Source organism: Bermanella marisrubri (assembly GCF_012295615.1).
In the GTDB taxonomy this organism is placed as follows: domain Bacteria; phylum Pseudomonadota; class Gammaproteobacteria; order Pseudomonadales; family Oceanobacteraceae; genus Bermanella; species Bermanella marisrubri.
Genome location: NZ_CP051183.1, coordinates 1,058,470 through 1,083,929, shown reverse-complemented (window position 1 = coordinate 1,083,929; position 25,460 = coordinate 1,058,470). Strand labels below are relative to the sequence as shown.

Here is a 25,460-nt window from a genome sequence, read left to right as displayed (position 1 = left end):
AATGAATACGTTGGATGACGCACTAAAAGAAAATGTTCGCCTACTTGGCAACTTGCTAGGGGATGTCATCGAGCAAGACTTGGGGCCTAATTTCATCGATAAGATTGTTACCATTCGCACACTTGCTAAAACGGCTAGAGCAAACAGCACGCAAGACGATGAACATTTTGGTGATGAACTTATACAATACCTAAATAACCTGCCTGATGATGAAGTTATTCCGATTACGCGCGCCTTCAATCAATTTTTAAATTTGGCCAATATTGCTGAACAATACCACGACGTGGTTCGACGCCGTCGACAAGACGAACATGATATGTTGCACAATCTGGATGAAGTTCTAGACGAGCTCAAGCAATCCAACAGCTCAACTGATCTTACTCATGCCATCGAGCAAATGGATATTCAATTAGTACTGACAGCACACCCCACTGAAGTGACCCGTCGAACACTGATTCAGAAATACGAGCATGTATTCAACAGTTTAAATCAACTGGATACTCAGCCCTATGAAGTCGAACGACATCAGATTTTGAACCGGCTAAAACAAATTATTACGCAAATTTGGTACACTGATGAAATTCGTCATCAGCGCCCAACGCCTGAAGACGAGGCCAAATGGGGATTTGCCGTTATAGAAGGCTCACTTTGGCAGGCTATTCCTAATTTTTATCGCCAATTGGATGAATTATTATTATCTAAAGATTTAGATCCTTTAAGTTTAGACATTGCCCCCATTCGTATTCATTCTTGGATGGGTGGAGATCGCGATGGCAACCCTAATGTTACTGCCAAAGTGACACAAAATGTGGTTTGGCTTGGACGCTGGATGGCAGCGGACCTTTACCTTCGAGATATTCATACTTTGGGTAGCGAATTATCCATGCAGCAGTGCAGTGAGTCCTTACGTAAAAAGGTGGGCGATGCCAATGAACCGTATCGAGCTTTATTGCATGAACTGCGCGAACAACTGAAGCAAACGCGAGCGTATGCAAAAATGCGCTTAGAGGGTAAAAAAGCCACTCGCCAAGGTATCTTTAGCGCAAATGATTTATTTTCTACATTAAAACATTGCTACGACTCTTTGATAGAGTGCAATATGCCGCTGGTAGCCAATGGCACTCTATTGGACACACTAAGACGTGTTAAAGCTTTTGGTATGACATTGTGCCCGTTAGATGTTCGCCAAGAAAGTGGTCGTCACGCACAGGTATTCAGTGAACTAACTGAATATTTAGAAATTGGCGACTATGCCCAATGGACTGAAGACCAAAAACAAGCTTTTTTAATAGCCGAGCTTGAAAATAAACGTCCGCTTCTGCCTCCTCATTGGCAGCCAAGCGCAGAAGTCCAAGAAGTTCTAGACACCGCCAGGGTTATCGCTCAAGAAGATGACGCATGCTTTTCCAATTATGTGATTTCCATGGCCACTAGCCCAAGTGACGTATTGGCAGTCGCGCTTATTTTAAAAATGTGTGGGCAACAGTCTCCTATGCCGATTGCTCCATTATTTGAAACACTCAGCGATTTAGATGGTGCGGCGCAAACCATCAATCGATTACTCTCGATCGACTGGTATCGAGCCTATAATGGCGGCAAACAAATGGTGATGATCGGTTACAGCGATAGCGCTAAAGATGCCGGACAGCTGGCGGCATCATGGGCCCAATACCGAGCTCAAGAAGAATTGGTCAAGGTATGTGATGAACATTCTACTGAATTAATGTTATTCCATGGCCGCGGCGGAACTGTCGGTCGAGGTGGCGGCCCCTCTTTGGGTGCTATTCTGTCTCAGCCTCCGGGAAGCGTTCGCGGACGTATTCGGGTTACCGAGCAAGGTGAGATGATTCGATTCAAGTTTGGTCACCCTGAATTAGCAGTGCGCTCATTGCAATTGTATGCTTCTGCAGTCTTAAAAGCCTCTTATCAACCGCCTCTTGCGCCGTCTGATCATTGGCGTGAGATTATGAACCAAATCAGTGATGAATCAGTTAAAAGCTATCGTCAAATAGTGAGAGAAAACCAAGAATTTGTCCCCTACTTTAGAGCGATAACACCAGAGCAAGAATTAGGCAAACTGGCTTTAGGCTCGCGCCCTGCAAAACGCAAAGCCAGTGGTGGCGTTGAAAGTTTACGCGCAATTCCTTGGATTTTCGCTTGGATGCAAATTCGATTAATGCTGCCCGCTTGGCTTGGCAGTGACGAAGCCCTAGATCATTACATGCGATCCGATTCTGGAAAAAAAGAACTGCAAAAAATGGCCAAGGAATGGCCTTTCTTTTCAACATTAACCGACATGCTTGAGATGGTGCTAAGCAAAACAGATAGTAACATCGCGCATTACTACGAACGCCGCCTAACCAATAAAGAACAACAAGGTTTGGGGCGTATTTTGCGCCAACGGTTACAGGTGGCCATTACTAACATCTGCCAAATTAAACAGGTCGACGAGTTGTTGGAAAACGCACCTATTATCGCTGAATCCATGGGTGTGAGAAATCCTTATACGGACCCATTACACTTCTTACAGGCAGAACTATTGAAACGAACCAGGGAACAAGAAACAGAAAATATCGACCATGCCTTAAAAGTAACCATGGCCGGCATTGCAGCCGGTATGCGGAACACAGGATAGACCTTAGTCTAAAGCTTGGTTTATCCCCCTTTGGAACCTCCCTGTAAAGCTTGCCGAAACCTGTTCGCTCAGGTAAGGTGAGCTTTTTTTGATCCTAAGTGTCTAATTTTTAACCTAAATCTCCACGGATATATGTCCCTATGGCCTAGTCATCATTTCTGGGCCATGGCGAGATAGATTCAAATGTAAATAAGGAAACACGTTCATGCGTATCATTTTGTTAGGTGCTCCTGGCGCGGGTAAAGGTACTCAAGCTCAATTTATTTGCGAAAAATACGAAATTCCACAAATTTCCACCGGTGACATGCTGCGTGCTGCAGTAAAAGCAGGTACAGAAGTCGGCAAACAAGTGGAACAAGTGATGCAATCTGGTGGCTTGGTGTCTGACGACCTAATCATTTCTCTAGTTAAAGAGCGTATTAAGGAAGATGACTGCGCTAACGGCTGCCTATTTGATGGTTTCCCTCGTACGATTCCACAAGCTCAAGCCATGATTGATGCTGGAGTAGATATCGATTATGTCGTTGAAATCGCAGTTGACGACGAAGAAATTGTAAAACGTATGAGTGGCCGTCGCGTTCATCCAGCGTCTGGCCGTACCTATCACATCGTTTACAATCCACCGAAAGTCGATGGAAAAGATGACGCCACTGGCGAAGATCTAGTTCAGCGTGAAGACGACGCAGAAGAAACCGTACGTAAGCGCCTTAAAATTTATCACGATCAAACCGCACCCTTGGTTGGCTTCTACAAAGAACTTAAAGATGAGAATGCACCAAAATATGTTCATATTCCTGGTGTTGGTGGATTAAACGATATCCGTGACAATATTTTTAAGGCCCTAGACAACTAAAACGCAAAAAACCTTGAAAATACGAAAGGCGATCAAATTGATCGCCTTTTTTTTGCAAAAAACGTCAATTTATAGACTTTTATTCCTTTCATTTCATATTTCAAGGCAAAACAATCCGAAAAACAGTCATACCTTAGTAATCAAAAAACTCTTATCCGAGTGAACGCTCTCAAAAATTAATCTTTGCTTGCTACGATCCACGAAATACACACCAAAAAACTAAAATTTGTTGTCAGTTACTCTATCAATAACATGAGAATGAAATATGTCATCTCAATAAAGGGTTTTGCATTCTTTTATGAAGCAATTTTCTTTTTCGAAATAACACGAAACAGCCTGCATTCCATTTCCGGTTTACCCACTTATTTTTATAAATTTGCAATTGCATCACTAAAAAATTTACACTGACGCTAACACGCAAAGTTGTAATTTTTTTGGTGATTCTCGTGAATAAAGGGAGTGTTTTACGCCAAATTGCGTGATTTCTTCATGATAAAGTGGTTTTTTTTAAAAAAATCCTTTATTTTTGGTCGTTAAGACGTTGCTCTTAACTTTTTTATGCTATTTTTCTATTGAATACCGTCCACAACCACAGGGAAAAAAGTATGGCTAGAGGTCGTAAAAAAACTGCAGCTAAAAAACGTGCAGCTAAAAAAACAACTGTTGCGGCAGTAGTATCGCCAGCAGTTAAGAAAGCTGAAAAAGCGAGTGAAAAGGCAAACGCCGCTGTTAAATCTGCCCAAACAAAAGTAGATGCAGCCAACAAGAAGTTAGCCGCCGCTCGTAAAAAGGCTCAATCAACTAAGACTGCTGCTGCCAAGCGTGCTGTTGAGACAGCTCGAAATGCAGTCGCTAAGCAGAAAGATTTACTGGCTAAGGCAAAAGACTCTGTTCGCGAAGCTAAGGCTCAGATGCAGAAAGCTAACATCGAAGCTAAGATGCAAGAAGCTAAAGCTAAAGCAGAAGAAACTGTCAAAGCATATGAATCTCAGCTAGCTGAGAAAGCAGACGCAGATCTAAGCAAAGCAGTTGCCGCATTTGAAACTAAATGGCGTGCAGCACGTGCGAAGAAAGACGCTGCCAAGGTAAAAGCTCGTGCTAAAAAAGCTGAGCAAAAGAACAAGCAAGCCGCAAAAAAAGCAAATGCTAAGCTAAAAGAGCTTGCCAAGCCTAAGGCTGCCAAGAAAACTGGCCGCAAAAAGACTGCAGCGAAGAAAAAGACAGCTCGTCGTAAGGCAGCCAAGAAGAAGTAATCCTTAGTTCATAAGAATTACTCAAAAAAAACCGAGGAAGTGGAAACGTTCTCGGTTTTTTTAGTTTCTCAACAAGCTTGTTGATTTATAACGACTTTTTCGTTGTGTGCCGTCACCAATTTTGCCCTTCATTGTGCCCTCCCCTGTGTATTCGTGATAAAATTACATTTCATTTAATTGTTGTGTTGTGAATTATGGCCATAATTCTTGCCATTGAAGCCGCTAGTGATTTTTGCAGTATCGCTCTTGATGATGGTACTGACTGTTTTCAGGAAGTACTTCCTGCTGCTCGTTCTCACAGTAAGCTGCTGTATCCCATGTTAAACCGACTGCTAAAAGAAGCCGGATATTCGCCAAAACAATTGGATGCTATTGCCTTTGCTAAGGGACCGGGTTCTTTTACTGGTCTTAGGATCGCTGCTGCAACAGCTCAAGGTATTGGTTTTGCGAACGACATACCTCTGCTGCCCGTTTCTACATTGCAAGCTATGGCGCAACAAGTGCACTCCTCTACTAATGCAGAGACATCCATTACATTAATGGATGCACGGATGAACGAATTCTATGGTGGTGAATACGCTTTAAAGGATGGCTTGATGTCACCTTTAATGGATGACTTCATTGCGTCGCTGAAAACGACACCAGAGCAATTAAATATGCAACCCGCAGATCGTTTGTGTTGTGCGCAGGATCTCTTGTCAGAACTGGACCCGGCATGGTCCAATATTGCTCTAGAAGCTCAACACCTGAATCTTGAAGCCAAGTACCTGCTTCCCAAAGCCAAAGCCATGTTTGCCAATCATGAAGGTTGTCAACCAGAGGATATTGAATTGGTTTACTTACGAGAACAGGACCATTGGAAAACCATCAAGCAGCAAAAAGAATTAAAACAATAGGCAGAACGATATGGAATGGTGGCAAGCGATCGTACTCGCAATTCTGCAGGGATTGACAGAGTTTTTACCCATATCAAGTTCTGCACATTTAATACTACCCTCACAATTATTAGGTTGGCCCGATCAAGGCTTGGCATTTGATGTGGCCGTACACGTGGGTACACTCATCGCAGTCATGAGTTATTTCCGAAAAGACATCAAACAAATACTCGTCGGTTTGTCTCAACAGCATATACACCACAAACCTAACAGTGATGCTCGTCTAGCTTGGTGGGTGGTCATAGCAACGATTCCTGCAGGGCTGCTGGGTATATGTTTTGATGGTTTAATTGAAGACTATTTACGTAATGCGCTTGTCATCGCCGCAACCACAATTATTTTCGGGCTTTTATTATGGTATGCCGATACACGCCAGCACTTGTTAAAACAAATCAATGACATGCCCGCAAAACATGCACTGTATATAGGTATAGCCCAAGCGTTAGCCCTCATTCCTGGCACCAGCCGTTCAGGTATTACAATTACCGCGGCCATGTTAATGGGATATTCTCGAAGTGCTGCTGCTCGCTTTAGCTTTTTAATATCTATGCCCTTGATTCTGCTGGCTGGAAGCTATAAATCGTATGAGTTACTCACTACCATTTCACCTATTCCTTGGTCCTTTATCTTCATGGGCGCACTGGTTAGCGCGATTAGCGCCTATATCTGTATCTATTTCTTCTTAAAACTCATTGAACAGCTTTCTATGAAGCCGTTCGTTATTTATCGCTTAATTTTAGGTTGTTTCCTCATCGCATTTGTTGCTTTAGGACTGGTTGAATAATGCAATATCCTATTGGTGTTATTTGCGCGGACGATACACTCATCAAAACGGCTAAGGAATACGCCAATGAATTAAACATTGGTGTTTTTCAACGGCCTAACCAAGATGGTTTATATCTGTTCTATGACATGGATGGATTAGCACTCAAGCAAGTGACCAAAAAACCCATGGGCGAACTTCGTATCGACTTTGCCGACGGCGGACTCACATGGAGACGCAATCATGGTGGTGGTAACGGTCAGGCTATTGCAAAAGCAATAGGTGTAAAACAAAAGGCACGTTTGTCCGTTCTAGACGCGACAGCAGGTACAGCCACAGACAGCTTTATTTTAGCTGCACTAGGTTGTAATGTGACCATGATTGAGCGCCATCCAGTGGTAGCATTACTACTTCAAGATGGACTAGAAAGAGCCGGACTCAATACCGACGTACGTGATATCACTCAGCGCATGTCGTTATTCAAAGGGGATGCTTTAGATTCTTTATCGCAACTGCAAGAGTCATTTGATGTGGTTTATCTGGACCCTATGTTCCCGCACAGTGAGAAAAAAAGCGCTCAGGTCAAAAAATCCATGCAATATTTTCGCGATATGGTGGGTAAAGATGAGGATGCTGATGGGTTGCTTGAGCCCGCTCTAGATCTCGCCCGCTATCGTGTGGTGGTTAAACGTCCACGTAAAAGTCCCTTCTTAAGCAATCGGCAGCCTACGATTAGCCATGAAGGAAAAGCCAATCGCTTTGATATATATGTAATTCAATCAATGAAAGACACTGAATAGGTGCCCACATAATATTAAAGGCCTCTTTTTTTGGCCTCATCCCACAATGCATCCATTTGCTGCAAACCCGCTTCACTTAATGTAATTCCTTGCTTCGCCAGCTCAGATTCAACAAATTGAAAACGTCGCGTAAACTTATTATTAGTACTACGTAAAGCTACTTCAGACTTAACCCCCAAATGACGACTTAAATTAGCCACGGCAAAAAACACGTCACCCAACTCGTCTTGTATATGCTCCTGCCGACCCGAATTAATTGCCTCACGAAGTTCTGAGATTTCTTCCTCTATTTTGTCTATAACAGGCATGGGGTCAGACCAATCGAATCCTTGAGTGGAAGCTCGCTTCTGAAGCTTTTCCGCGCGCTGCAATGCCGGTAACGCATGCGGAATATCATCTAAAACACTGGATTTGGATTGGGCCGCACTCAATTGAGCCTTTTCGTTACGCTCTTGCTGTTTGATCTTTTCCCAATTCGCCTTGATTTCAGCTTCGCCTAGTTCTGATTCACGATTCTCAGCATGCAAACTACCACTTGGAAAAACATGAGGATGGCGTCGAACCAACTTATCAACCAAGGTGTGAACAATATCTGTAAAAGCGAAATAATTTGATTCTTTACCAATTTGAGCGTAAAAAATAATTTGAAACAGCAAATCCCCCAGCTCTTCTTTCAAATGACCATAGTCTTTTGACTCGATAGCATCTACCACCTCATAAACCTCTTCTAAGGTATAAGGTACTATCGAGTCAAAGGTCTGCTTAATGTCCCAAGGGCAGCCCGTCTGAGGGTCACGCAGGCGCTCCATAAGATAAAGTAAATCGTCAACCGTGTACTGTGTCATATAAACCTTTAATGATGCTCACGACGAACATCAATGATATTTGGCAGCATCTGCAGTTTATTTAAGATCTTACCTAAACGCTGCAAGCTGTCGATTTCAATGGTCACTTTGAGATCCGCTGTTCCGTCATCTTGAGACAAGGTATTAAACGAAACTATATTTACCTCATCGTTGGCCAATGTCATACTGACATCTTTCACCAAACCTCTTCGATCGTAAGCTTTCAATACTACCTCGACCGGATACAAATTCTCGGGTTGCTGACCCCAGCTGACTTCAGTAATTCTGTTGCCGTGGTGGCGCTTTAAATTAAGCACATTAATACAATCGGCACGATGAATACTAATACCTCGACCCTGCGTCACATAACCTACAATAGGGTCACCAGGTACCGGCTGGCAACAAGGTGCAATACTCGTTAAAAGCTTGCCAACGCCATGAATGTAGACATCATCACTGCCTTCAATCTGCTGTGGCGTGCTAGTTTGGGGAAGTAGACTAAGTTGTGATTCCTTCTCTTGCTGTTGTGGTGCTATTTGACGCTGAGCATGACTGAGCACTTGGGAAACACGCAATGTTCCGGCCCCAACGGCGGCATACAGGTCTTCAACGCTGTGGAAATTACAATCTTGTGCTAATTCCTGTACGTTAATGTTGCGGAAACCAATGCGCTTCAGCTCTGGCAGTAATACGCCTTTTCCATCAATGATATTCTGATCACGTGCTTGCGACTTAAACCAAGCAGCGACTTTTGCCCTTGCACGACTGGTAGAGACATAACCGTTTTCAGGGTTTAACCAATCACGACTGGGATGTGCTTCTTTACTGGTTAATATCTCTACTTGATCTCCGGTTTTCACACGGTATGACAAAGGCACTATTCGTCCATTTATTTTCGCACCACGGCAACGATGACCAATCTCCGTATGCACTCTGTATGCAAAATCAATAGGGGTCGATTCCGGCGGTAAATCAACGACGTGGCCTTCAGGTGTGAAGACATAAACACGGTCAGGTGTGACATCTTGGCGAAGACTTCCCATCAATTCGCCCAAATCACCCAATTCATCATGCCACTCAAGTACTTGGCGTAGCCATGAGATCTTTTCCTCATAGCCGTTGTCTTTGCTACTGACGTCGGTGCCTTTATATAACCAGTGGGCGCACACACCTAATTCGGCATCTTCGTGCATATCGAATGTACGAATTTGTACTTCTAGCACCTTGCCCTCGGGGCCAATCACTGCTGTATGTAAGGAGCGATAACCGTTTTCTTTTGGGTTAGCGATGTAGTCATCAAATTCGTGGGGGATGTGTTTCCAGAAAGTGTGGGTTATACCCAATGCGGCATAACAATCTTTCACTTCTGGTACCAAAATACGTACCGCTCGAATGTCGTAAACTTGGCCAAAATCAATATTCTTGCGATTCATTTTTCGCCAAATACTATAGATATGCTTCGCTCGCCCTTGCACATCGCATTCAATCCCCGATGCTTCAATCGCGTTCTTCAATGTCTCAACCACATTGGCTACATATTCTTGGCGATCTAAACGCTTTTCATCGAGTAACTTTGCAATTTGTTTGTAGGCTTCGGGTTCTAGATAGCGAAAGCTAAGGTCCTCTAGCTCCCATTTTATGTGACCAATACCCAATCGATGAGCCAAAGGCGCATAAACATCGAAGACTTCTCTGGCCACCTTCATACGGCGCTCTTCTGGCGCATTTTTGACTACCCGAATAACACTCGTCCGTTCTGCAAGTTTGATCAATGCAACACGTACATCATCGATCATAGCCACCAGCATTTTGCGAATGTGCTCAACTTGCGCTTCGCTTTGACCTAAAACCTTTAATCGCGAAGCACTTTGCGCCTGTGTAATTGCCGCCATACGCAATACACCATCGATCAGTTTCGCAATTTCTTCGCCAAATTCTTTTTCGACCTTTTCTAAACTGAGTCTTCCCTCACGTACAGGTCGATAGATAATCGCGGCGATGACACTGGCTTGATCCATGTGCAATTCCGCCAGCACCTGTGTCATCTCAATACCAATCTGCAAACTCGACATATCCGAGTTCCATTGCGCATGATTACTGATGGCATCCATCTCAATGGTCTGAGCGAGATCGCATGCGCGCCGAAATATATCAGGATCACGAATTTCGACCTGTTGACTCAAGTCTTGTAACAACCTTTCCGTATCCAATACACCGTCGTTGATGTAGTGATCGTCGCGTACTTTTACCACTTTGTATCCTTAACTGGGCGGGCTGAATAATGCCATAGTCTCCACATGCTTGGTTTGCGGAAACATATCTAAGACTACGACCTTATCCAATTTAAAGCCGGACTCCACTAGAACAGCGGCATCCCTAATGAGAGATGAAGGTTCACATGCCACATACAAGACACGGCTCTTTTGTTTTGCTACCCAAGGCATAATTACCGCAGCCCCTGCTCTGGGTGGATCCAAGACAATGACATCTGCCGCTGATAAACGTTCAACAGCATCTAAATTGTCTAGATTTCCTAGCTGAACGTCCACATTGCTTAATTCATTGCGTTGCGCGTTGTGTTGCAAATCTGCAACCATTTTTTTGTCTAGCTCTACAGCACAGACTCGCTTAGCGTGTTGTGCCAGAGGTAGTGTGAAGTTGCCTAATCCTGCAAACAAATCCAGCACGGTCTCATGAGCTTTTACGTTCAACCATTGTAATGCAGTCTGTACCATCTGCTCATTGACCCGACCATTGGCTTGGATAAAACTATTGCTAGCAAAATGAATACGCATGCCTGCCACATTAAACCAAAGGGTCTTATCATTTGGCTGAAAAAGCGTTTCAATCGCATCGTCACCTTGTATATCTAGTTGCACAGCTTCGCTTTTGGCCCACTCTATAAGTATTTGCTTATCACTTTGCGGAAGTGACTTAATGGCCCGTAAACTCACCACACTAAGATCATCACCTGCCAATAATTGCGCTTGAGTAACGACCTCTACCTTTTGCACTTTTTTTAGTACCGATTTCAGAGAGGGAATGAGATTTTGAAGTTCGCTCACTAACACAGGACATTCGCTGATATCCGTAAGGTGGCTATTTTGCTGCTCACGAAAACCAACAATAACTTCTCCGGTTTTATGACGATAGCGAATACCAATACGCGCACGACGCCGATATCCGTACGCGTCTCCAGTGATTGGCGTCTGCCATGGCGCAGAATCAATTTTTAGCTTACTGGCAAACTCATGCTGTAAATTATTTTGCTTGTAGGGTATCTGATGTTGCGACGATAAATGCTGCAGCTGACAACCACCACATCGCTGGTAGTGCCGGCACAATGGCTCCACGCGATTAGCCGATGCTTCCACTATGCGTTTGATTTTTGCCAAGGCAAAACGTCGGCGTTGTTCGCTAATTAACGCCTCTACCTTTTCATCTGGTAAAGCCCCCTCGATAAAGACAACCCCATCGTCATCTCTAGCCACGCCCTGAGCTTCGTTACTCAAGTCATGCACAACTAAGGTCTTTAATTCACCTGGGCCACTAGATCGCTTGATATCTCGGCCACGCTTACTGCGTTTATTCGCGTTAAATATTGCCACTTAAAAAAACATCACTCTGTAGAAAAAACGCCAGTGGATAAATAACGGTCGCCTCTGTCACAAATAATGCAAACAATCACCGCATTTTCCAACTCTTCATCTAACTTTAATGCCGCTGCTACCGAACCACCAGAACTAACCCCGCAGAAAATACCTTCTTTCATGGCCAATTCTCGCATGGTGACTTCTGCTTCTTCTTGACCAATGTCTAACACTTGGTCAACACGGGTAGCGTCAAATATTTTTGGCAAATAAGCTTCTGGCCAACGACGAATACCAGGAATTGCAGCGCCTTCTTTTGGCTGCAAGCCGACAATCTGAATATTTGGGTTCTGTTCTTTCAAATAACGACTGGTGCCCATGATAGTGCCAGTTGTTCCCATGGAACTAACAAAGTGGGTAATAGTACCTTTTGTATCTCGCCAGATCTCGGGACCCGTGCCCTTATAATGGGCAAGCGGGTTATCTTGATTACCGAATTGATCCAACACCTTCCCCTTACCTTCCTCTTGCATCTTCAAGGCCAGGTCGCGAGCCCCCTCCATACCTTCGTCTTTGGTCACCAATATGAGCTCCGCTCCGTATGCTTCCATTGCCCAGCGTCTCTCCATGCTCAGGTTATCGGGCATGATCAATGTCATATTGTAACCTTTCATCGCTGCTGCCATGGCTAGCGCAATACCCGTATTACCACTAGTAGATTCTATTAGGTTATCGCCAGGTTGGATGTCTCCACGGGCTTCAGCTTCCGTGATCATACTTAACGCTGGTCTATCCTTAACTGAACCTGCCGGGTTATTACCCTCAAGCTTTAGAAGAATGGTATTGCTAGACTGACGCCCCAATCGCTGAAGCTTAACTAATGGGGTGTTGCCAACAAAGTCGGCAATAGTGGGATAATCCATAATCTTGACCGCTCAATATAACTATTTTCGCGAATAATACGCCTATTTTTTAGTGATTAGTAATATTAAATGGCAATTTGCTTATAGCAAGTCATGTATTCCGGCTATTAAGCAGCCATTGACTGTATTAACTGGTAAACTCTGGCTGCATTAAAACCTAGGGAAAGACACAAACATGCATTATTGGGGCATACAAAAGCGCATCGTATTAATGACGCTATTGCCATGTCTGATGACAATCGCACTGATGTCAGGCTACTTTGCATGGCAGCAGCAAACAACCACTTCGTTGCAGGCCCAAGCACACGCGATAGAGACGGGCCGTCAACTAGCGATTACCATCCAAAATGCCCAGCGTCCAATCCCAAGAGAGTACCTAGAACCCTATTTGGATCTTGAAGATATTCGTTCCATCGCTGTTCTTAACCTTGATCAAACACCACTTCTGCGGGTGGGTCCTAATATGTATCCGATTTCTGGTCCACGTATTATTCAAGGCGAGCTACACCGTTTCCAAACAGGTAAAAGTCAGCGTTTACGTTTTCCGCTCTACAACGTCGATAAAGAACAGCCTATTCAGAAGCAAATCACAGGCTGGATAGAAATTGAATACGGCTATTCCCAAGTGGCCTTGCTACAAAACAAGCAATTATTTCAAACCATACTACTTGTACTATTATTCGGTGCTTTAGCGCTTTTTCTCACGTGGCGATTCAGTCGTAGAATTACGCAGCCCCTTGGTAACGTTGCAAAAACGTTGGAGCATCTAGAATCGGGCAACTTGGATGCAAGAGTAAAATTGAGTAGGCAAGCCGAATTCAACGAATTAGCCGGTAGTATCAATACAATGGCGGCAAGTTTGCAGCGCGCTCAAACAGAACTGCAAGAAAATATAGAGCAAGCCACAGATGACTTAAAGCAAACTCTGGACGAATTGGAAGTTCAAAATATTGAATTGAATTTGGCCCGTCGTGAGGCCCTTGATGCTAGCCAAACAAAGTCCGACTTTTTGGCGAACATGAGCCATGAAATTCGCACGCCACTGAATGGTATTTTAGGCTTTACACGCTTACTTTCTGGCACGCGTTTGAATAAGCGACAACTCGAGTACTTACAGACGATCGAGAGTTCTTCCACCAGCCTACTTAGTATCATTAATGACATTCTCGATTTCTCCAAGATCGAGGCGGGTAAACTTGTTCTCGATCAGGCTCCCGTCAATGTGTCAGATATTATTGACGACGTGATTACCATGCTGGCACCAGAAGCTCATAAGAAACATATCGAGTTAGCAGCCTTGGTATATCAGGATGTTCCGCAAGAAATAATGGGCGACAGCCTGCGTCTAAAGCAAATACTGACAAACCTAATTAACAATGCCATTAAGTTCACACACACAGGTTCCGTGATTGTTCGTGTTATGCTCGAAGAACAAGAAGGCTCTGATGTCACTCTGAAATTTAGCGTGCAAGACACCGGCATTGGTATGACGGACGACCAGCAAAAGAATTTATTTAAGGCATTCTCTCAAGGTGATGAAAGCACATCACGACGCTATGGTGGTACTGGTCTCGGACTGGTCATTAGTCGCTATTTAGTTGAGCATATGCAAGGAGAACTTGGATTTGATAGTACCGCCCATGTCGGTTCAGAGTTCTTTTTTAGCGCCACGTTTGAAGTTTGCGAAAACGAAGACAACTCATGGAAGGATGCCCCCTGGTACGGATTAAGCGCCGGTATTTTCCACAGCCAAATCGCCAGCTCTCAGTCCTTGCAGGGATTAGTTCAACGCTTGGGTATCCACACAAAGCGCTACCAACATCTACCTGCAATGTTGCAAAATCAAACCATCACCAATCATGACATCCTATTCATTGAGATTACTGAAGACAGTAGCTACGACATGATCGAATCACTATCGAAAAAAAGCAATGTCATTGCACTGGTGCCCAACAATGAAAGCCGCAATCTCAAACTCATTGAACAACTAGGCTTAGATTCTCTGGTATTACCTGTAGCGTTTAGAAACATCAGTAAACTAATGTTAGAAATGTTTCTTGATGAACAACACGCTCCTGTCAACCAACAAGAAGAAACAGCCAGACCTGTGCGAGTGCTTGCAGTCGACGACAATCAACCCAACCTAGAGTTAGTGACGACCTGGCTTAAACAACTCGATGTACAGGTTGTGGCTGCACGTGGTGGATTAGAAGCTGTCGAATTGGCTACAGAGCAAAATTTTGATCTCATTTTCATGGACATACAGATGCCTGACTTAGATGGAGTCCAAGCAACACAGCGTATCCGACAAAATAATCCTGATAAAAAATGCGCAGTCGTGGCTCTCACAGCTCATGCCCTACCCAATGAGCGCAAAAAACTAATGAAAAAAGGGTTTGATGATTACCTCACTAAACCTTTAGATGAACAGCAACTGGAACACACTCTCAAAAAATGGACACACCATCAGGTGAAATTCATAGAGCGTGCAAGCCATGACGTTATCCCACAGGAAACCAACCCTATTCTTGATTGGCATATGAGTCTGAAACTAGCTGGCGGCAATAGTGAACTTGCTGAAAATATGCTGAATGGCTTGGTTTCAGAAATTCACACACTAAAACCCATGCTTGAACAAGCTCAAGCCGAAGCGCTCATTGAACCTATTCATAAATTACACGGTTTATGCCGTTACGTAGGAGCACAGGAATTACAACAAGCTCTACAATACGCAGAAACGCAGTTAAAAACAGAACCTCAATATTGGCAAGACGGGAAAGACAATTTATTACGAGCGATCGAGGATTTCTTAATAGCCACACAAACATTTAACGCTCATCATTATACTAGCTGACAAAAAGCTATTGCGTAGTGGCGCTCATCACTCAGACTAATCAAGATTTTTTGCGCGCCTAACGCATTTAATTTAATTTGCGCTGACTTGCTTAGTATCACCTGAGGTGCGCCAGATTCTGAATTTGTTACTTCTATATCTTGAAACCCTAGACCTTTAGCAATACCTGTTCCCATCGCTTTGCTGACCGCCTCTTTGGCACACCAGCGCTTGGCCAAATACGCCATCCGCACATCATCATTGATCATAGAATAAAAGCGTTCCTGCTCTGAAGGTGTCAGCACACGATTAACGAGCTTTTCACCTTGTCTTTGGTAGACCTGATAAATGCGCTCAATTTCGACGATATCTGTGCCAATGGCTATGGTCATATTACTGATTCACTGCAGTAATGAGATCTCGCATTTCTTTAACGGCTTGCTTAAGACCGACAAACGCCGCGTGGGCGATAATCGCGTGACCAATATTCAATTCGTTCATGCCCGATATCGCGGCGATTGCTTCGGTATTGTGATAATGTAAACCGTGACCGGCATTCACAATCAAACCTTGCTCCAGTGCATAGCTCGCACCGTCTTCAATTTTCTTCAATTCACGCTGCATCTCCGCCGCAGATTGAGCTTCAGCGTAGTGACCAGTATGAATCTCGATTACTGGTGCACCGCAGCGCACTGCCGCATCAATTTGTTTCGTGTCTGCATCTATAAACAGAGATACTTCGCTGCCAACAGACGCGAGATCATCACACGCCTGTTTAATTTTCGCCTCGTTACCAAGGACATCTAGCCCGCCCTCTGTCGTGAGTTCTTCGCGTTTTTCTGGGACTAAACATACAGCATGAGGTTTTACTTCTTTGGCGATGGCTACCATCTCATCTGTTACAGCCATTTCTAAATTCATGCGGGTATTCAGACGCTCTCTTAGGGCATAAACGTCAGCATCTTGAATGTGTCTGCGATCTTCGCGCAAGTGCAAAGTAATACCGTCAGCACCAGCTTCTTCAGCCACCAATGCCGCATATACTGGATCAGGATAACGGGTACCTCGCGCCTGACGTAAAGTAGCGATGTGGTCGATGTTGACACCAAGTAATACGCGTTTATTGACTTTCATACTATTACCGATTGTTGTTGATGGCATCCAACTGTTGGAATTGTTTGAGCAATTCGCGGGCTTGGATGGGTTTGTATCCAATTATGGGGCGCAAAGCCAGTCGAAACAAACGTTTGCACATTTTTAACACGTTTTGATCGAGTAACTCGCCATGACTGAGTGCTTTTAATTCATTTCCTCTAAATACTGCATTTGGGTTACTGTTCGCATATTTTTGACTGACTCGAGCCATACCTTGTTCGACAAAAAAGCCGTAAAACGCATTATCATCGACCATAGATTCCGTACGAAAATCTAATGCCCATTCATATTGCTGTCCCATATGCTCTAATAAACTCAGCTCAAACAGTCGCAGTGATAGCTCTAAACCTTCAGAATTTAAGCTAGCAAGTACATCTTCATAGGCATCAAATAACGATTGGGATTCTACCTCGGCATCACTACGTAAAGCCCTCAGTAAGACTTCGTTGATATAAAATCCACTGAATAACGGATTACCTGATAGATTCAAGGGTAAAGAGAAAATTTCAAATTTGTCGAGGTTTTTGAGGCCCGAATCGCCATGAAAGAAAATGGTATAAAGAGTGAAAGGCTGTAGCGGTTGCTGATATTTATTGGCTTTTTTGACACCTCGAGCCATACAGCGAATGTGGCCGTAATCCGGTGTAAAAAAATCTACCAGCGCACTTGTCTCTTTATAAGGGCGGGAATGTAAGAGATAAGCACGCTGTTTGATCATAGCGATCTCATAGTTAATCTAAGTCGTTGTAACCCAAGGATTTAAGTGCTCGCTCGTCATCAGACCAACCACTTTTCACCTTCACCCAAGTATGCAACATGACTTTCATACCAAACATGTCTTCCATATCTAGACGGGCAGCGCGACCAATTTGCTTGATACGCTCGCCTTTGTCACCAATCAGTATTTTCTTTTGACCATCGCGCTCAACCAAAATAAGGGCGTGTATGGTAATGAGGTTTTCGCTTTCCTCAAATTGTTCAATTTCGACCGTCATACTGTAAGGTAATTCGTCTCCCAATAAACGCATGATTTTTTCTCGCACCAATTCCGCAGCTAAGAATCGGGCACTTCGGTCCGTAAACTGATCTTCGTCATAAAAGTGCATACCTTCGGGCAACTGTCGGGCAATAGCAGCCTCAAGCTCTGCTACGTTATATCCAGTTTTAGCACTGATAGGAAACACTTCTTTGAAGTCGTGTCGTTGGGATACTTCTTCTAGATACGGAAGCAACGATTGCTTATCGGCCAAGTGATCCAGCTTGTTAATAACCAGAATACAAGGCACCTTACTCGCCTGTATCTTCTCTAACACGCTCTGATCTTCTGGCATCCATTTGGTGCGGTCAATCAGGAACACCACTAAATCAACATCATTAATGGCGGTGGTCGCGACCTTATTGATATATCGGTTCAGGGCTTTTTCTGAATAGCCCTCATGTAATCCTGGTGTGTCAACATATATAGCCTGCACATTGGCCGTGGTTTTCATGCCCAATATTTGGTGGCGTGTTGTTTGCGGTTTGCGAGAGGTAATACTGAGTTTTTGGCCCAATATATTATTCAATAAGGTAGATTTACCCACATTAGGACGACCTACTATGGCAATATAGCCGCACTTTTGCTCACTCATGATTCAACTCCCAAAGCATTAAGCGCTTTCTGCGCAGCACTTTGTTCAGCCAAACGTCTAGAACTTCCTAATCCAATCGTCACTTCAGGTAGAGTTTCGACCCAACAGCTCACCTTAAAGTTTTGATCATGAGCCTGCCCAGTGATTTCCATTACTTCGTATTTAGGCAAGCGACTTTGATTTTTTTGTAAGTGTTCTTGTAAGCGTGTCTTCGCGTCTTTTACAACGTCGTCTAACTGCAAATCATCAAGACGCTTTCCGTACCAAGTTAAAATACGCTCACGCACGGTATCAAGGCCACTGTCTAAATAAATAGCGCCAATAATCGCCTCAACAGCGTCAGCCAGTATGGACTCTCGATTAAATCCACCACTCTTCAATTCGCCTGAGCCTAAAAGTAAAAACTCACCTAGGTCAAAATCACGGGCTAATTCTGCTAGAGTAGTTCCTCGAACCAACCCTGCACGCAAACGCGATAATTTACCCTCTTTTGCTTGAGGGAATTTCTCAAATAAAGCTTCTGCAACCACGAAATTGACAATGGAGTCTCCTAGAAACTCCAGACGTTCGTTATTTTTTCCACCTTTACTGCGATGGGTCAACGCCAGCTCAAAGAAGCTGATGTCATTAAATGTGTAGCCAATACGCTGGCTTAATTTTATTAGAGGATTATTCACTGAGATCAATATAGTGGTTAAAGGTTGCTACAAGTTCCAAATTGGCCACCAACGGAACACGACGCTCGTAATTCATTTCTATAATAATAGTTGAGCCTTTGCCACCCACCTCTACATATTCCATTAAGTTACTGACGCCGTTGATATCCATGCGTTTTTGAATCTTATCGAATAATGCACTACGGGATGGCCTATCTTTGTCAGATAGTTCTTCTTGAATATTAGTAAAGATCGTTTCTACTGCCATATCATCTGTATAGACGGGAACCACTTTTAATAAGGTCACAAAACCAGAAAAAGCCAAGACCAATATAACCAACATCGTAATGGCGCTTGCACCATATTGCTTTTTCAATGTCATGGGTTCTACCTTTTTTATTGTTGTATTATTTATTCAAAAACAGATGAATCATTCGAAAAAATTAACTATCAACCGACAAAACCGCATGGAAAGCAGACTGAGGCACTTCAACATTGCCTAACTGTTTCATACGCTTCTTACCTTCTTTCTGCTTCTGCAACAGCTTTTTCTTACGACTTACATCACCGCCGTAACATTTCGCTGTCACGTTTTTACGCAGAGCCTTTACCGTTGAGCGACTCACAATCTGATTGCCAATAGCAGACTGAATGGCTACATCAAACATCTGGCGAGGAATCAACTCTGCTAACTTTTCGCAAAGAGCTCGACCATAGGTGCGGGTTTTATCTTTATGAATGATCACAGCAAGTGCATCCACTCGATCGCCATTAATCAGTACATCCATACGCACTAATGGTGCCGCCTGAAAGTGACTAAAACTGTAATCCAAAGACGCAAAGCCTTTAGAGCAAGATTTCAAGCGATCAAAGAAATCACCCACTACCTCACTCATCGGAATTTCATAATTCAAACTCACCTGAGAACCAGTAAAGTTCATGTCTTTTTGAATACCGCGCTTTTCAGCACATAAGGTAATGACATTACCTACCAAGTCTTGCGGGACCAGAATATTAGCTTGGCATACGGGTTCACGCATTTCTGCGATTTTACTTGGGTCTGGCAAACGTGAAGGGTTAGCGACTTCAATGACTTCGCCGTCCGAAAGTTCTAACTCATATACCACTGTCGGGGCAGTAGTAATAAGATCAATATTATATTCTCGCTCTAAACGTTCTTGTATGATCTCCATATGTAGCATACCCAAGAAACCACAGCGGAAACCAAAACCCAAAGCATCTGAGCTTTCTGGCTCAAAGAACAAAGACGCGTCATTTAATGATAGTTTGTCTAACGCATCGCGGAAGTCTTCATATTGATCGGAGGAAACAGGAAACAAACCCGCATAGACTTGCGGTTTTACCTTTTCAAAACCAGGTAGAGTAGGTGTTTCATCGGCCTTTTTACTCGCTACAATGGTATCACCCACAGGCGCACCATGGATGTCTTTAATACCGGCGCACATAAAACCTACTTCACCTGCCGCTAGCTCATTTGTCACCGTGCGCTTAGGTGTGAAGATTCCCAATGAATCGATAGACCAATCACGGCCAGTGCTCTTGATACGGATTTTATCGCCTTTTTTCAAGCGGCCATTTGTAATTCGAACTAAGGATACAACACCCAAATAGCTATCAAACCAAGAGTCAATAATTAACGCTTGAGGATCGCCATCTAAGTCACCCTCTGGTGGCGGAATGCGTTTAATCATGTCCTCAAGCACATCTTCAATACCAATGCCATTTTTGGCAGAGCATTGCACAGCCTCAGTGGCATCAATTCCGATAATGTCTTCGATTTCCTGAGAAACTTTTTCTGGATCGGCCTGAGGTAAGTCGATTTTGTTAAGAACCGGCACTACTTCCAAGTCTTGTTCAATAGCGGTATAGCAATTCGCTACAGACTGAGCTTCAACCCCTTGCGCCGCATCAACCACTAATAGAGCGCCTTCACAAGCAGCCAGAGAACGTGAAACCTCATAACTGAAGTCGACGTGTCCAGGAGTATCAATGAAGTTTAACTGGTAGGTTTTCCCATCTTTGGCTTTGTAGTTCAGAGTAACGCTTTGTGCCTTGATGGTAATGCCGCGCTCGCGCTCAAGATCCATGCTATCAAGCACTTGTTGCTGCATTTCACGATCACTTAAGCCTTCGCAATGCTGAATGAATCGGTCAGCCAAAGTGGATTTACCGTGATCAATATGGGCGATAATAGAAAAGTTACGTATGTGTTCGAGACTACTCACAAACAATCAACCTGATACTGGAAAAATGCCGAGATATTACACTAAATCCTAGAAACAGGATAGCGGAAGCTAGAAACAAAAGGGGCTGCAGGGCCGATAGCCCTGCTGTTTACAGTTCGATTACTGATTTATGCGCAATGGAATGAACATAGGAGCCCCTCGACGCACGATGCGCATAGGAACACTTCGCCCAGCGGGTAGTTGTTCAGCGATTCGGTTAAAATCACTCATGTCTCGAATAATTTCACCATAAATCATGGTGATAACATCACCATTGATCAAACCAGCATTGGCACCCGGCCCTTGTTTAACAGACTTAACCATTACACCAGTAGCATCCCATTTTTTACGCTGTTCTTGGGTTAGCTCAACTACCTCTATACCCAAGCGATTACTCTTACTTTGCTGCGGCATATTGCTATTGCTGGCGATGACATCGCCACCATTGGGGAGGGCTCCGATTTCTACGTTCAATGTTTTCGCTTTACCATGGCGAATAATGCGAAGCTTCGCCTTCGTACCTGGACGCACGCGACCGACAAGATGTGGCAAATCAGAACTCAATGTGACTTTTTTACCATTGAACTCAGTGATGATATCACCATATTTCACGCCAGCTGCATCTGCAGGGCCATTTTCAACGACTTGGCTAACTAAAGCACCTGCCGCTTTGTCTAAGCCAAAACTCTCTGCCAGCTCTTTATCGACTTCTTGAATAGCCACTCCAAGCCAACCGCGGGTCACTGTTCCTGTTTCTTTTAATTGATCCACCACTTCCATGGCAACATTCATGGGAATAGCGAAACTTAACCCCATAAAACCACCACTTCGTGTATAAATCTGGGAATTAATTCCAACGACTTCGCCGTCTAAGTTGAATAGGGGGCCGCCTGAGTTGCCCGGATTAATGGCTACGTCTGTTTGGATAAAGGGTACATAGTTTTCATTCGGCAAGCTCCTACCTTTAGCACTGACAATACCTGCTGTCACGCTATAATCGAAACCAAACGGGCTACCTATGGCAACGACCCATTCACCCACTTTTAGATTTTCGCTGTCGCCTATTTCAACCGTCGGTAGATTGTCTGCGTCGACTTTCAATAATGCTAAATCTGAACTTGGATCGGAACCGATTAGTTTTGCTTCCAACTCTCGGCGATCATTTAATCGAACGAAAATCTGATCCGCCCCGTCTATGACATGATTGTTAGTCAAGACATAACCATCTTCACTGACGATAAAGCCCGAGCCCAAAGATGATCGTTCTTGCTGACTTCGAGGCGCAGGATTTCCCCGCGGCGCTTGCGGCGGCACACCAAAGAAATGACGAAAAATGTCGGGGACACCCTGAGGTAAATCGAACTGATGATAACGATTGCTGGCTTTCTGTGTTGTACTGATATTAACCACAGCAGGACTAGACTCTTGCACCAGCTCTGTAAAATCTGGCAATTTGGACCAAGCCTGCGTTGCCATCAACAGTAAAACCAGTGTCATCAACCACTTCATAGAAACTCCGTCTTTTATCACAGTTATTCTTTGATTTCACATATGGGGATAAGCGTTTCTTGATTCAAGGCTTTGCGAATAATTCGCGGGTGCCATTCCTCTATTCTCGCGGTATTGCTCCACCGGCTAACATAGAAAAAACCCGATATCAGTGCGAGGAATGCAAGTAGTATCACTGCGCCTTCGGCCAAGGACATAACACTGGCCAACCCTGCTACCACCAACATCAGTAACAAAGGCACACCATACATTAGCAAGGATGAGCGCAACACCGCCTGTTCAGGTACTCCGATGATGACGTCGTCATTGACGGAAAGCTCATAGTCTTGGCGAGGCAGCTGTATATCTATCTGTCGCTGCCCAACCTTTGCCAGCAGGCTATGACCACATCCTTTCTGAGCCTGACAGCTACCACAGGCAGATTGAGCGATGGCACGGACCCATACCCAATTGTCATCTACTCGAATTACCTTCGCCGTCTCTTCAATCATAGTTCACTGCCAAGCAATTAAAAACGCGACTTTTTACAACAACTCTACACTTTCGGCAATGCGCTTTGCTGTAGCCGCAGGAATCTCACCCACAACCGTGATGCGATGTGTTTGATCCTGCCAATCTTTGTGCATAACCGATAAGACGGTGGGGCCGACCCTAGCAAAACCTTGATCTTTAATTTCATCAACGGCTTCAACAAATACTGAAAACATAACGATGCCGTCACTATATATACGTCTCGCTGATAGCTTTGGTGCATAACCTTTGGCTCCTTGGTCTGCGAAACCGACTGGTAACCAATTCAAACGCCATTCAATCACATCTTCTGGCGTTGACTTCAATACTTCATCCTGTGGTGCCTCTGCTAGCTCAACACCTGGGGTCTTTGGAGCAAACGCGTCAACCGATAATGTTTCGACTGGACTAAAATACGCAAATTGATAACGCTCCAAAATCTCACCCTTCAAAGTCATTAACTCGGTACGCAGGGGTACAAAAGTCTGCTGATCAATCCACATTTGGTATACATGGCGAGCTTTATCTCGTGGCACTAATTGAATACCCATAGCCAAACGCCCGACGATTCTCTCTTGACCCAACATTCGAAAACCATATGCAGTCTGAAGTTGATTCAACTGGCCTAAAGAATTACTTCCAAAGGGCGTACTGTCTTTTTGCTGGATTTGCTCAACGCTTCGATCGGGGTAAATGCAATACACAGCGTCTCCCTGTCGAATCACTTCACGAACCGGTCCATCCAAATGAAGAAGACGCTCCCAAATAGCGTCTTGGTGCGTACCATGTACAATTTCTACAGTTTGACTCTCGTTACCCGCCTGATGCACAAAAATGCCCTGATAATGGGCCTCGGGAGCGCGCTCCCGCATGGTTTGATACCAACCTTCAGCAGTCAGTGACTGCCGAAGATCGTTCGATGAGGTGTCTTCTTGCTGCGTTACTTCTGCATGTGCTTGGGAAAACGCTGTCAGCGTAACCACCATGCACATAGTCTTCAGAGCTTTAACCACAGAACCGAAAGAGGAAATCATTCACGACCTTTTTTGTTGTTCTCGAAATTCACCACTCGGGCGAACGGCATCGCTGTTTGACCTTGTCCTAGTGCGCTATCTTGAGCGTGTTGCTTCAAGTAATCGTTTAAACGATTTTGCGCTTGTCTTAGTTCTTCTTCGTTCAAACTATCTGATTGCTGAGCGATCATGGTTTCACTGCGCACGACATCAGCAGGTTTGACAATTTCTTCACTAGGCTTAGATGCCACTTGGAATGAAGAGTCTTGGGCCCCTGGCAGTGCAAACTGCGTCCCTACCACAACCGCGAAAGCTACACTGGCTGCAATTGACATACCGCCAATCGCTTTCAACCAAGGACGCTCAGACTTTGGCGTGGACTCTCCTGCAATTGCACTTGAAACCAAACCACTAACATCTAGCTCACTGTGTTCAGAGCTCTGGCCTTTCAATATGTCCTGCGCAAGGTGATAACGGCTCCATTTCGCTTTCAGCTCTGGATTCTTATCAACCTTACCCAACAGACGATGCACACTCATCTCATCCGCTTCGCCGTCCATCAAGGAGGATAGGGATTCGTATTCTTTTTCACTCATAATCACCTCTCTACAGCACTATGCTGTTTTCTCGGTTTGTTCCATTAACGGCGTGATGGCTTTATCAATCGCCTCACGTGCTCGGAAAATACGTGAGCGCACCGTTCCGATGGGACAGTCCATAACCTCACTGATCTCTTCGTAACTCATTCCTTCTAGCTCACGAAGATTGATTGCAGTCCTTAGCTCATCCGGCAAAGCCTCCATGGCTTCAAAGACTTTAGCTTTCAGCTCATCTCTCGCTAACAACCGATCAGGGCTAGCTACATCCTTTAGAGACGCACTTGGGTTAAATTGTTCCGCATCATCCACATCAATATCTTGTTGAGGCGGACGACGTCCCTGACTTACCAAGTAATTCTTCGCAGTGTTCACCGCAATTCGGTATAGCCAAGTATAAAATTGACTGTCTCCACGGAAATTCTTCAATGCGCGATAAGCTTTAATGAAAGCTTCTTGCGCCACATCTTGTATCTCCGCTGAGTCCTGCACGTAGCGAGAAATCAGAGACATTATTTTGTGCTGATACTTTAAAACCAGTAAGTCAAAAGCGCGCTTATCGCCCTTTTTTACTCTGGCTACCAATTGGTCGTCAGAATCCATCACTCCCCCGTGCATGGCACGTTTACCCCTGTTCCGTATTAGATTTGTGTGTCGCTATAGGTAGAACAAGTGGTGAACGTTATAATCATTGCGTTCAATAAGGTTATTGGA

At 44.3% G+C, this 25,460-nt stretch carries 23 protein-coding genes; 7 read left to right on the top strand and 16 right to left on the bottom strand.

Annotation, left to right across the window (positions count from 1 at the left end):
• Position 1: 1 nt before the first annotated feature.
• The 6 genes from ppc (at position 2) to HF888_RS04940 (ending at position 7,239) form a co-directional block, all read left to right on the top strand.
• On the top strand, positions 2 to 2,635 hold the full coding sequence (gene ppc / locus HF888_RS04965) for a phosphoenolpyruvate carboxylase (RefSeq protein ID WP_007016230.1): 2,634 nt from the start codon (positions 2 to 4) through the stop codon (positions 2,633 to 2,635).
• 205 nt (positions 2,636 to 2,840) lie between these two features.
• Positions 2,841 to 3,488, top strand: coding sequence for an adenylate kinase (adk, locus tag HF888_RS04960; protein WP_007016229.1), 648 nt, complete (start codon positions 2,841 to 2,843; stop codon positions 3,486 to 3,488).
• 605 nt (positions 3,489 to 4,093) lie between these two features.
• Complete coding sequence (locus HF888_RS04955) at positions 4,094 to 4,741, top strand: hypothetical protein (RefSeq protein ID WP_168367044.1); 648 nt, start codon at positions 4,094 to 4,096, stop codon at positions 4,739 to 4,741.
• A 194-nt stretch (positions 4,742 to 4,935) separates the two neighbouring features.
• Positions 4,936 to 5,637, top strand: coding sequence for a tRNA (adenosine(37)-N6)-threonylcarbamoyltransferase complex dimerization subunit type 1 TsaB (gene tsaB, locus HF888_RS04950; protein ID WP_007019124.1), 702 nt, complete (start codon positions 4,936 to 4,938; stop codon positions 5,635 to 5,637).
• Between the two features lie 10 nt (positions 5,638 to 5,647).
• Complete coding sequence (locus tag HF888_RS04945; protein ID WP_007019123.1) at positions 5,648 to 6,460, top strand: undecaprenyl-diphosphate phosphatase; 813 nt, start codon at positions 5,648 to 5,650, stop codon at positions 6,458 to 6,460.
• The gene (locus HF888_RS04940; RefSeq protein ID WP_007019122.1) at positions 6,460 to 7,239 is read left to right on the top strand and encodes a class I SAM-dependent methyltransferase; all 780 of its coding nucleotides are present in this window, start codon (positions 6,460 to 6,462) and stop codon (positions 7,237 to 7,239) included. Before HF888_RS04945 ends, HF888_RS04940 begins: the two co-directional genes overlap by 1 nt.
• A gap of 14 nt (positions 7,240 to 7,253) precedes the next feature.
• Here HF888_RS04940 and mazG read toward each other — a convergent pair whose 3' ends face one another.
• From mazG to cysM, 4 genes are read right to left on the bottom strand one after another with little or no spacing between them, the layout of a single operon-like run.
• Complete coding sequence (gene mazG / locus HF888_RS04935) at positions 7,254 to 8,084, bottom strand: nucleoside triphosphate pyrophosphohydrolase (protein ID WP_007019121.1); 831 nt, start codon at positions 8,082 to 8,084, stop codon at positions 7,254 to 7,256.
• Positions 8,085 to 8,092: 8 nt separating this feature from the next.
• A complete protein-coding gene (gene relA / locus HF888_RS04930; RefSeq protein ID WP_007019120.1) occupies positions 8,093 to 10,336 on the bottom strand; it encodes a GTP diphosphokinase in 2,244 nt (747 codons plus the stop codon).
• Positions 10,337 to 10,345: 9 nt separating this feature from the next.
• On the bottom strand, positions 10,346 to 11,692 hold the full coding sequence (rlmD, locus tag HF888_RS04925; protein ID WP_007019119.1) for a 23S rRNA (uracil(1939)-C(5))-methyltransferase RlmD: 1,347 nt from the start codon (positions 11,690 to 11,692) through the stop codon (positions 10,346 to 10,348).
• An 11-nt stretch (positions 11,693 to 11,703) separates the two neighbouring features.
• The gene (gene cysM, locus HF888_RS04920; protein ID WP_007019118.1) at positions 11,704 to 12,597 is read right to left on the bottom strand and encodes a cysteine synthase CysM; all 894 of its coding nucleotides are present in this window, start codon (positions 12,595 to 12,597) and stop codon (positions 11,704 to 11,706) included.
• A 175-nt stretch (positions 12,598 to 12,772) separates the two neighbouring features.
• Here cysM and HF888_RS04915 point away from each other — a divergent pair, with 175 nt between their 5' ends.
• The gene (locus HF888_RS04915; RefSeq protein WP_007019117.1) at positions 12,773 to 15,451 is read left to right on the top strand and encodes a response regulator; all 2,679 of its coding nucleotides are present in this window, start codon (positions 12,773 to 12,775) and stop codon (positions 15,449 to 15,451) included.
• Here the strand turns inward: HF888_RS04915 and acpS are convergent.
• From acpS to rpoE, 12 genes are all read right to left on the bottom strand, one after another.
• The gene (acpS, locus tag HF888_RS04910; RefSeq protein WP_007019116.1) at positions 15,439 to 15,822 is read right to left on the bottom strand and encodes a holo-ACP synthase; all 384 of its coding nucleotides are present in this window, start codon (positions 15,820 to 15,822) and stop codon (positions 15,439 to 15,441) included. The two genes, HF888_RS04915 and acpS, sit on opposite strands and share 13 nt — an antisense overlap.
• Before the next feature lies 1 nt (position 15,823).
• Positions 15,824 to 16,564 carry a pyridoxine 5'-phosphate synthase gene (gene pdxJ / locus HF888_RS04905; RefSeq protein WP_007019115.1) on the bottom strand — a complete coding sequence of 247 codons (741 nt, stop codon included), beginning with the start codon at positions 16,562 to 16,564 and terminating at the stop codon, positions 15,824 to 15,826.
• Positions 16,565 to 16,568: 4 nt separating this feature from the next.
• A complete protein-coding gene (recO, locus tag HF888_RS04900; protein WP_007019114.1) occupies positions 16,569 to 17,303 on the bottom strand; it encodes a DNA repair protein RecO in 735 nt (244 codons plus the stop codon).
• Positions 17,304 to 17,316: 13 nt separating this feature from the next.
• Positions 17,317 to 18,216, bottom strand: a complete 900-nt coding sequence (gene era, locus HF888_RS04895; protein ID WP_007019113.1) for a GTPase Era — start codon at positions 18,214 to 18,216, stop codon at positions 17,317 to 17,319.
• Positions 18,213 to 18,893 carry a ribonuclease III gene (rnc, locus tag HF888_RS04890; protein WP_007019112.1) on the bottom strand — a complete coding sequence of 227 codons (681 nt, stop codon included), beginning with the start codon at positions 18,891 to 18,893 and terminating at the stop codon, positions 18,213 to 18,215. Before rnc ends, era begins: the two co-directional genes overlap by 4 nt.
• On the bottom strand, positions 18,886 to 19,254 hold the full coding sequence (locus tag HF888_RS04885) for a DUF4845 domain-containing protein (RefSeq protein ID WP_007019111.1): 369 nt from the start codon (positions 19,252 to 19,254) through the stop codon (positions 18,886 to 18,888). The genes rnc and HF888_RS04885 overlap by 8 nt, the downstream gene beginning before the upstream one ends.
• Positions 19,255 to 19,315: 61 nt before the next feature.
• Positions 19,316 to 21,118, bottom strand: a complete 1,803-nt coding sequence (lepA, locus tag HF888_RS04880) for a translation elongation factor 4 (RefSeq protein WP_168367043.1) — start codon at positions 21,116 to 21,118, stop codon at positions 19,316 to 19,318.
• A gap of 120 nt (positions 21,119 to 21,238) precedes the next feature.
• A complete protein-coding gene (locus tag HF888_RS04875; protein WP_007019091.1) occupies positions 21,239 to 22,627 on the bottom strand; it encodes a DegQ family serine endoprotease in 1,389 nt (462 codons plus the stop codon).
• Between the two features lie 23 nt (positions 22,628 to 22,650).
• Positions 22,651 to 23,118, bottom strand: a complete 468-nt coding sequence (locus HF888_RS04870; RefSeq protein WP_007019090.1) for a SoxR reducing system RseC family protein — start codon at positions 23,116 to 23,118, stop codon at positions 22,651 to 22,653.
• 33 nt (positions 23,119 to 23,151) lie between these two features.
• Positions 23,152 to 24,171 carry a MucB/RseB C-terminal domain-containing protein gene (locus tag HF888_RS04865; RefSeq protein ID WP_007019089.1) on the bottom strand — a complete coding sequence of 340 codons (1,020 nt, stop codon included), beginning with the start codon at positions 24,169 to 24,171 and terminating at the stop codon, positions 23,152 to 23,154.
• The gene (locus HF888_RS04860) at positions 24,168 to 24,746 is read right to left on the bottom strand and encodes a sigma-E factor negative regulatory protein (RefSeq protein ID WP_007019088.1); all 579 of its coding nucleotides are present in this window, start codon (positions 24,744 to 24,746) and stop codon (positions 24,168 to 24,170) included. The genes HF888_RS04865 and HF888_RS04860 overlap by 4 nt, the downstream gene beginning before the upstream one ends.
• Before the next feature lie 18 nt (positions 24,747 to 24,764).
• Positions 24,765 to 25,349 carry an RNA polymerase sigma factor RpoE gene (rpoE, locus tag HF888_RS04855; RefSeq protein ID WP_007019087.1) on the bottom strand — a complete coding sequence of 195 codons (585 nt, stop codon included), beginning with the start codon at positions 25,347 to 25,349 and terminating at the stop codon, positions 24,765 to 24,767.
• Positions 25,350 to 25,460: the final 111 nt, after the last annotated feature.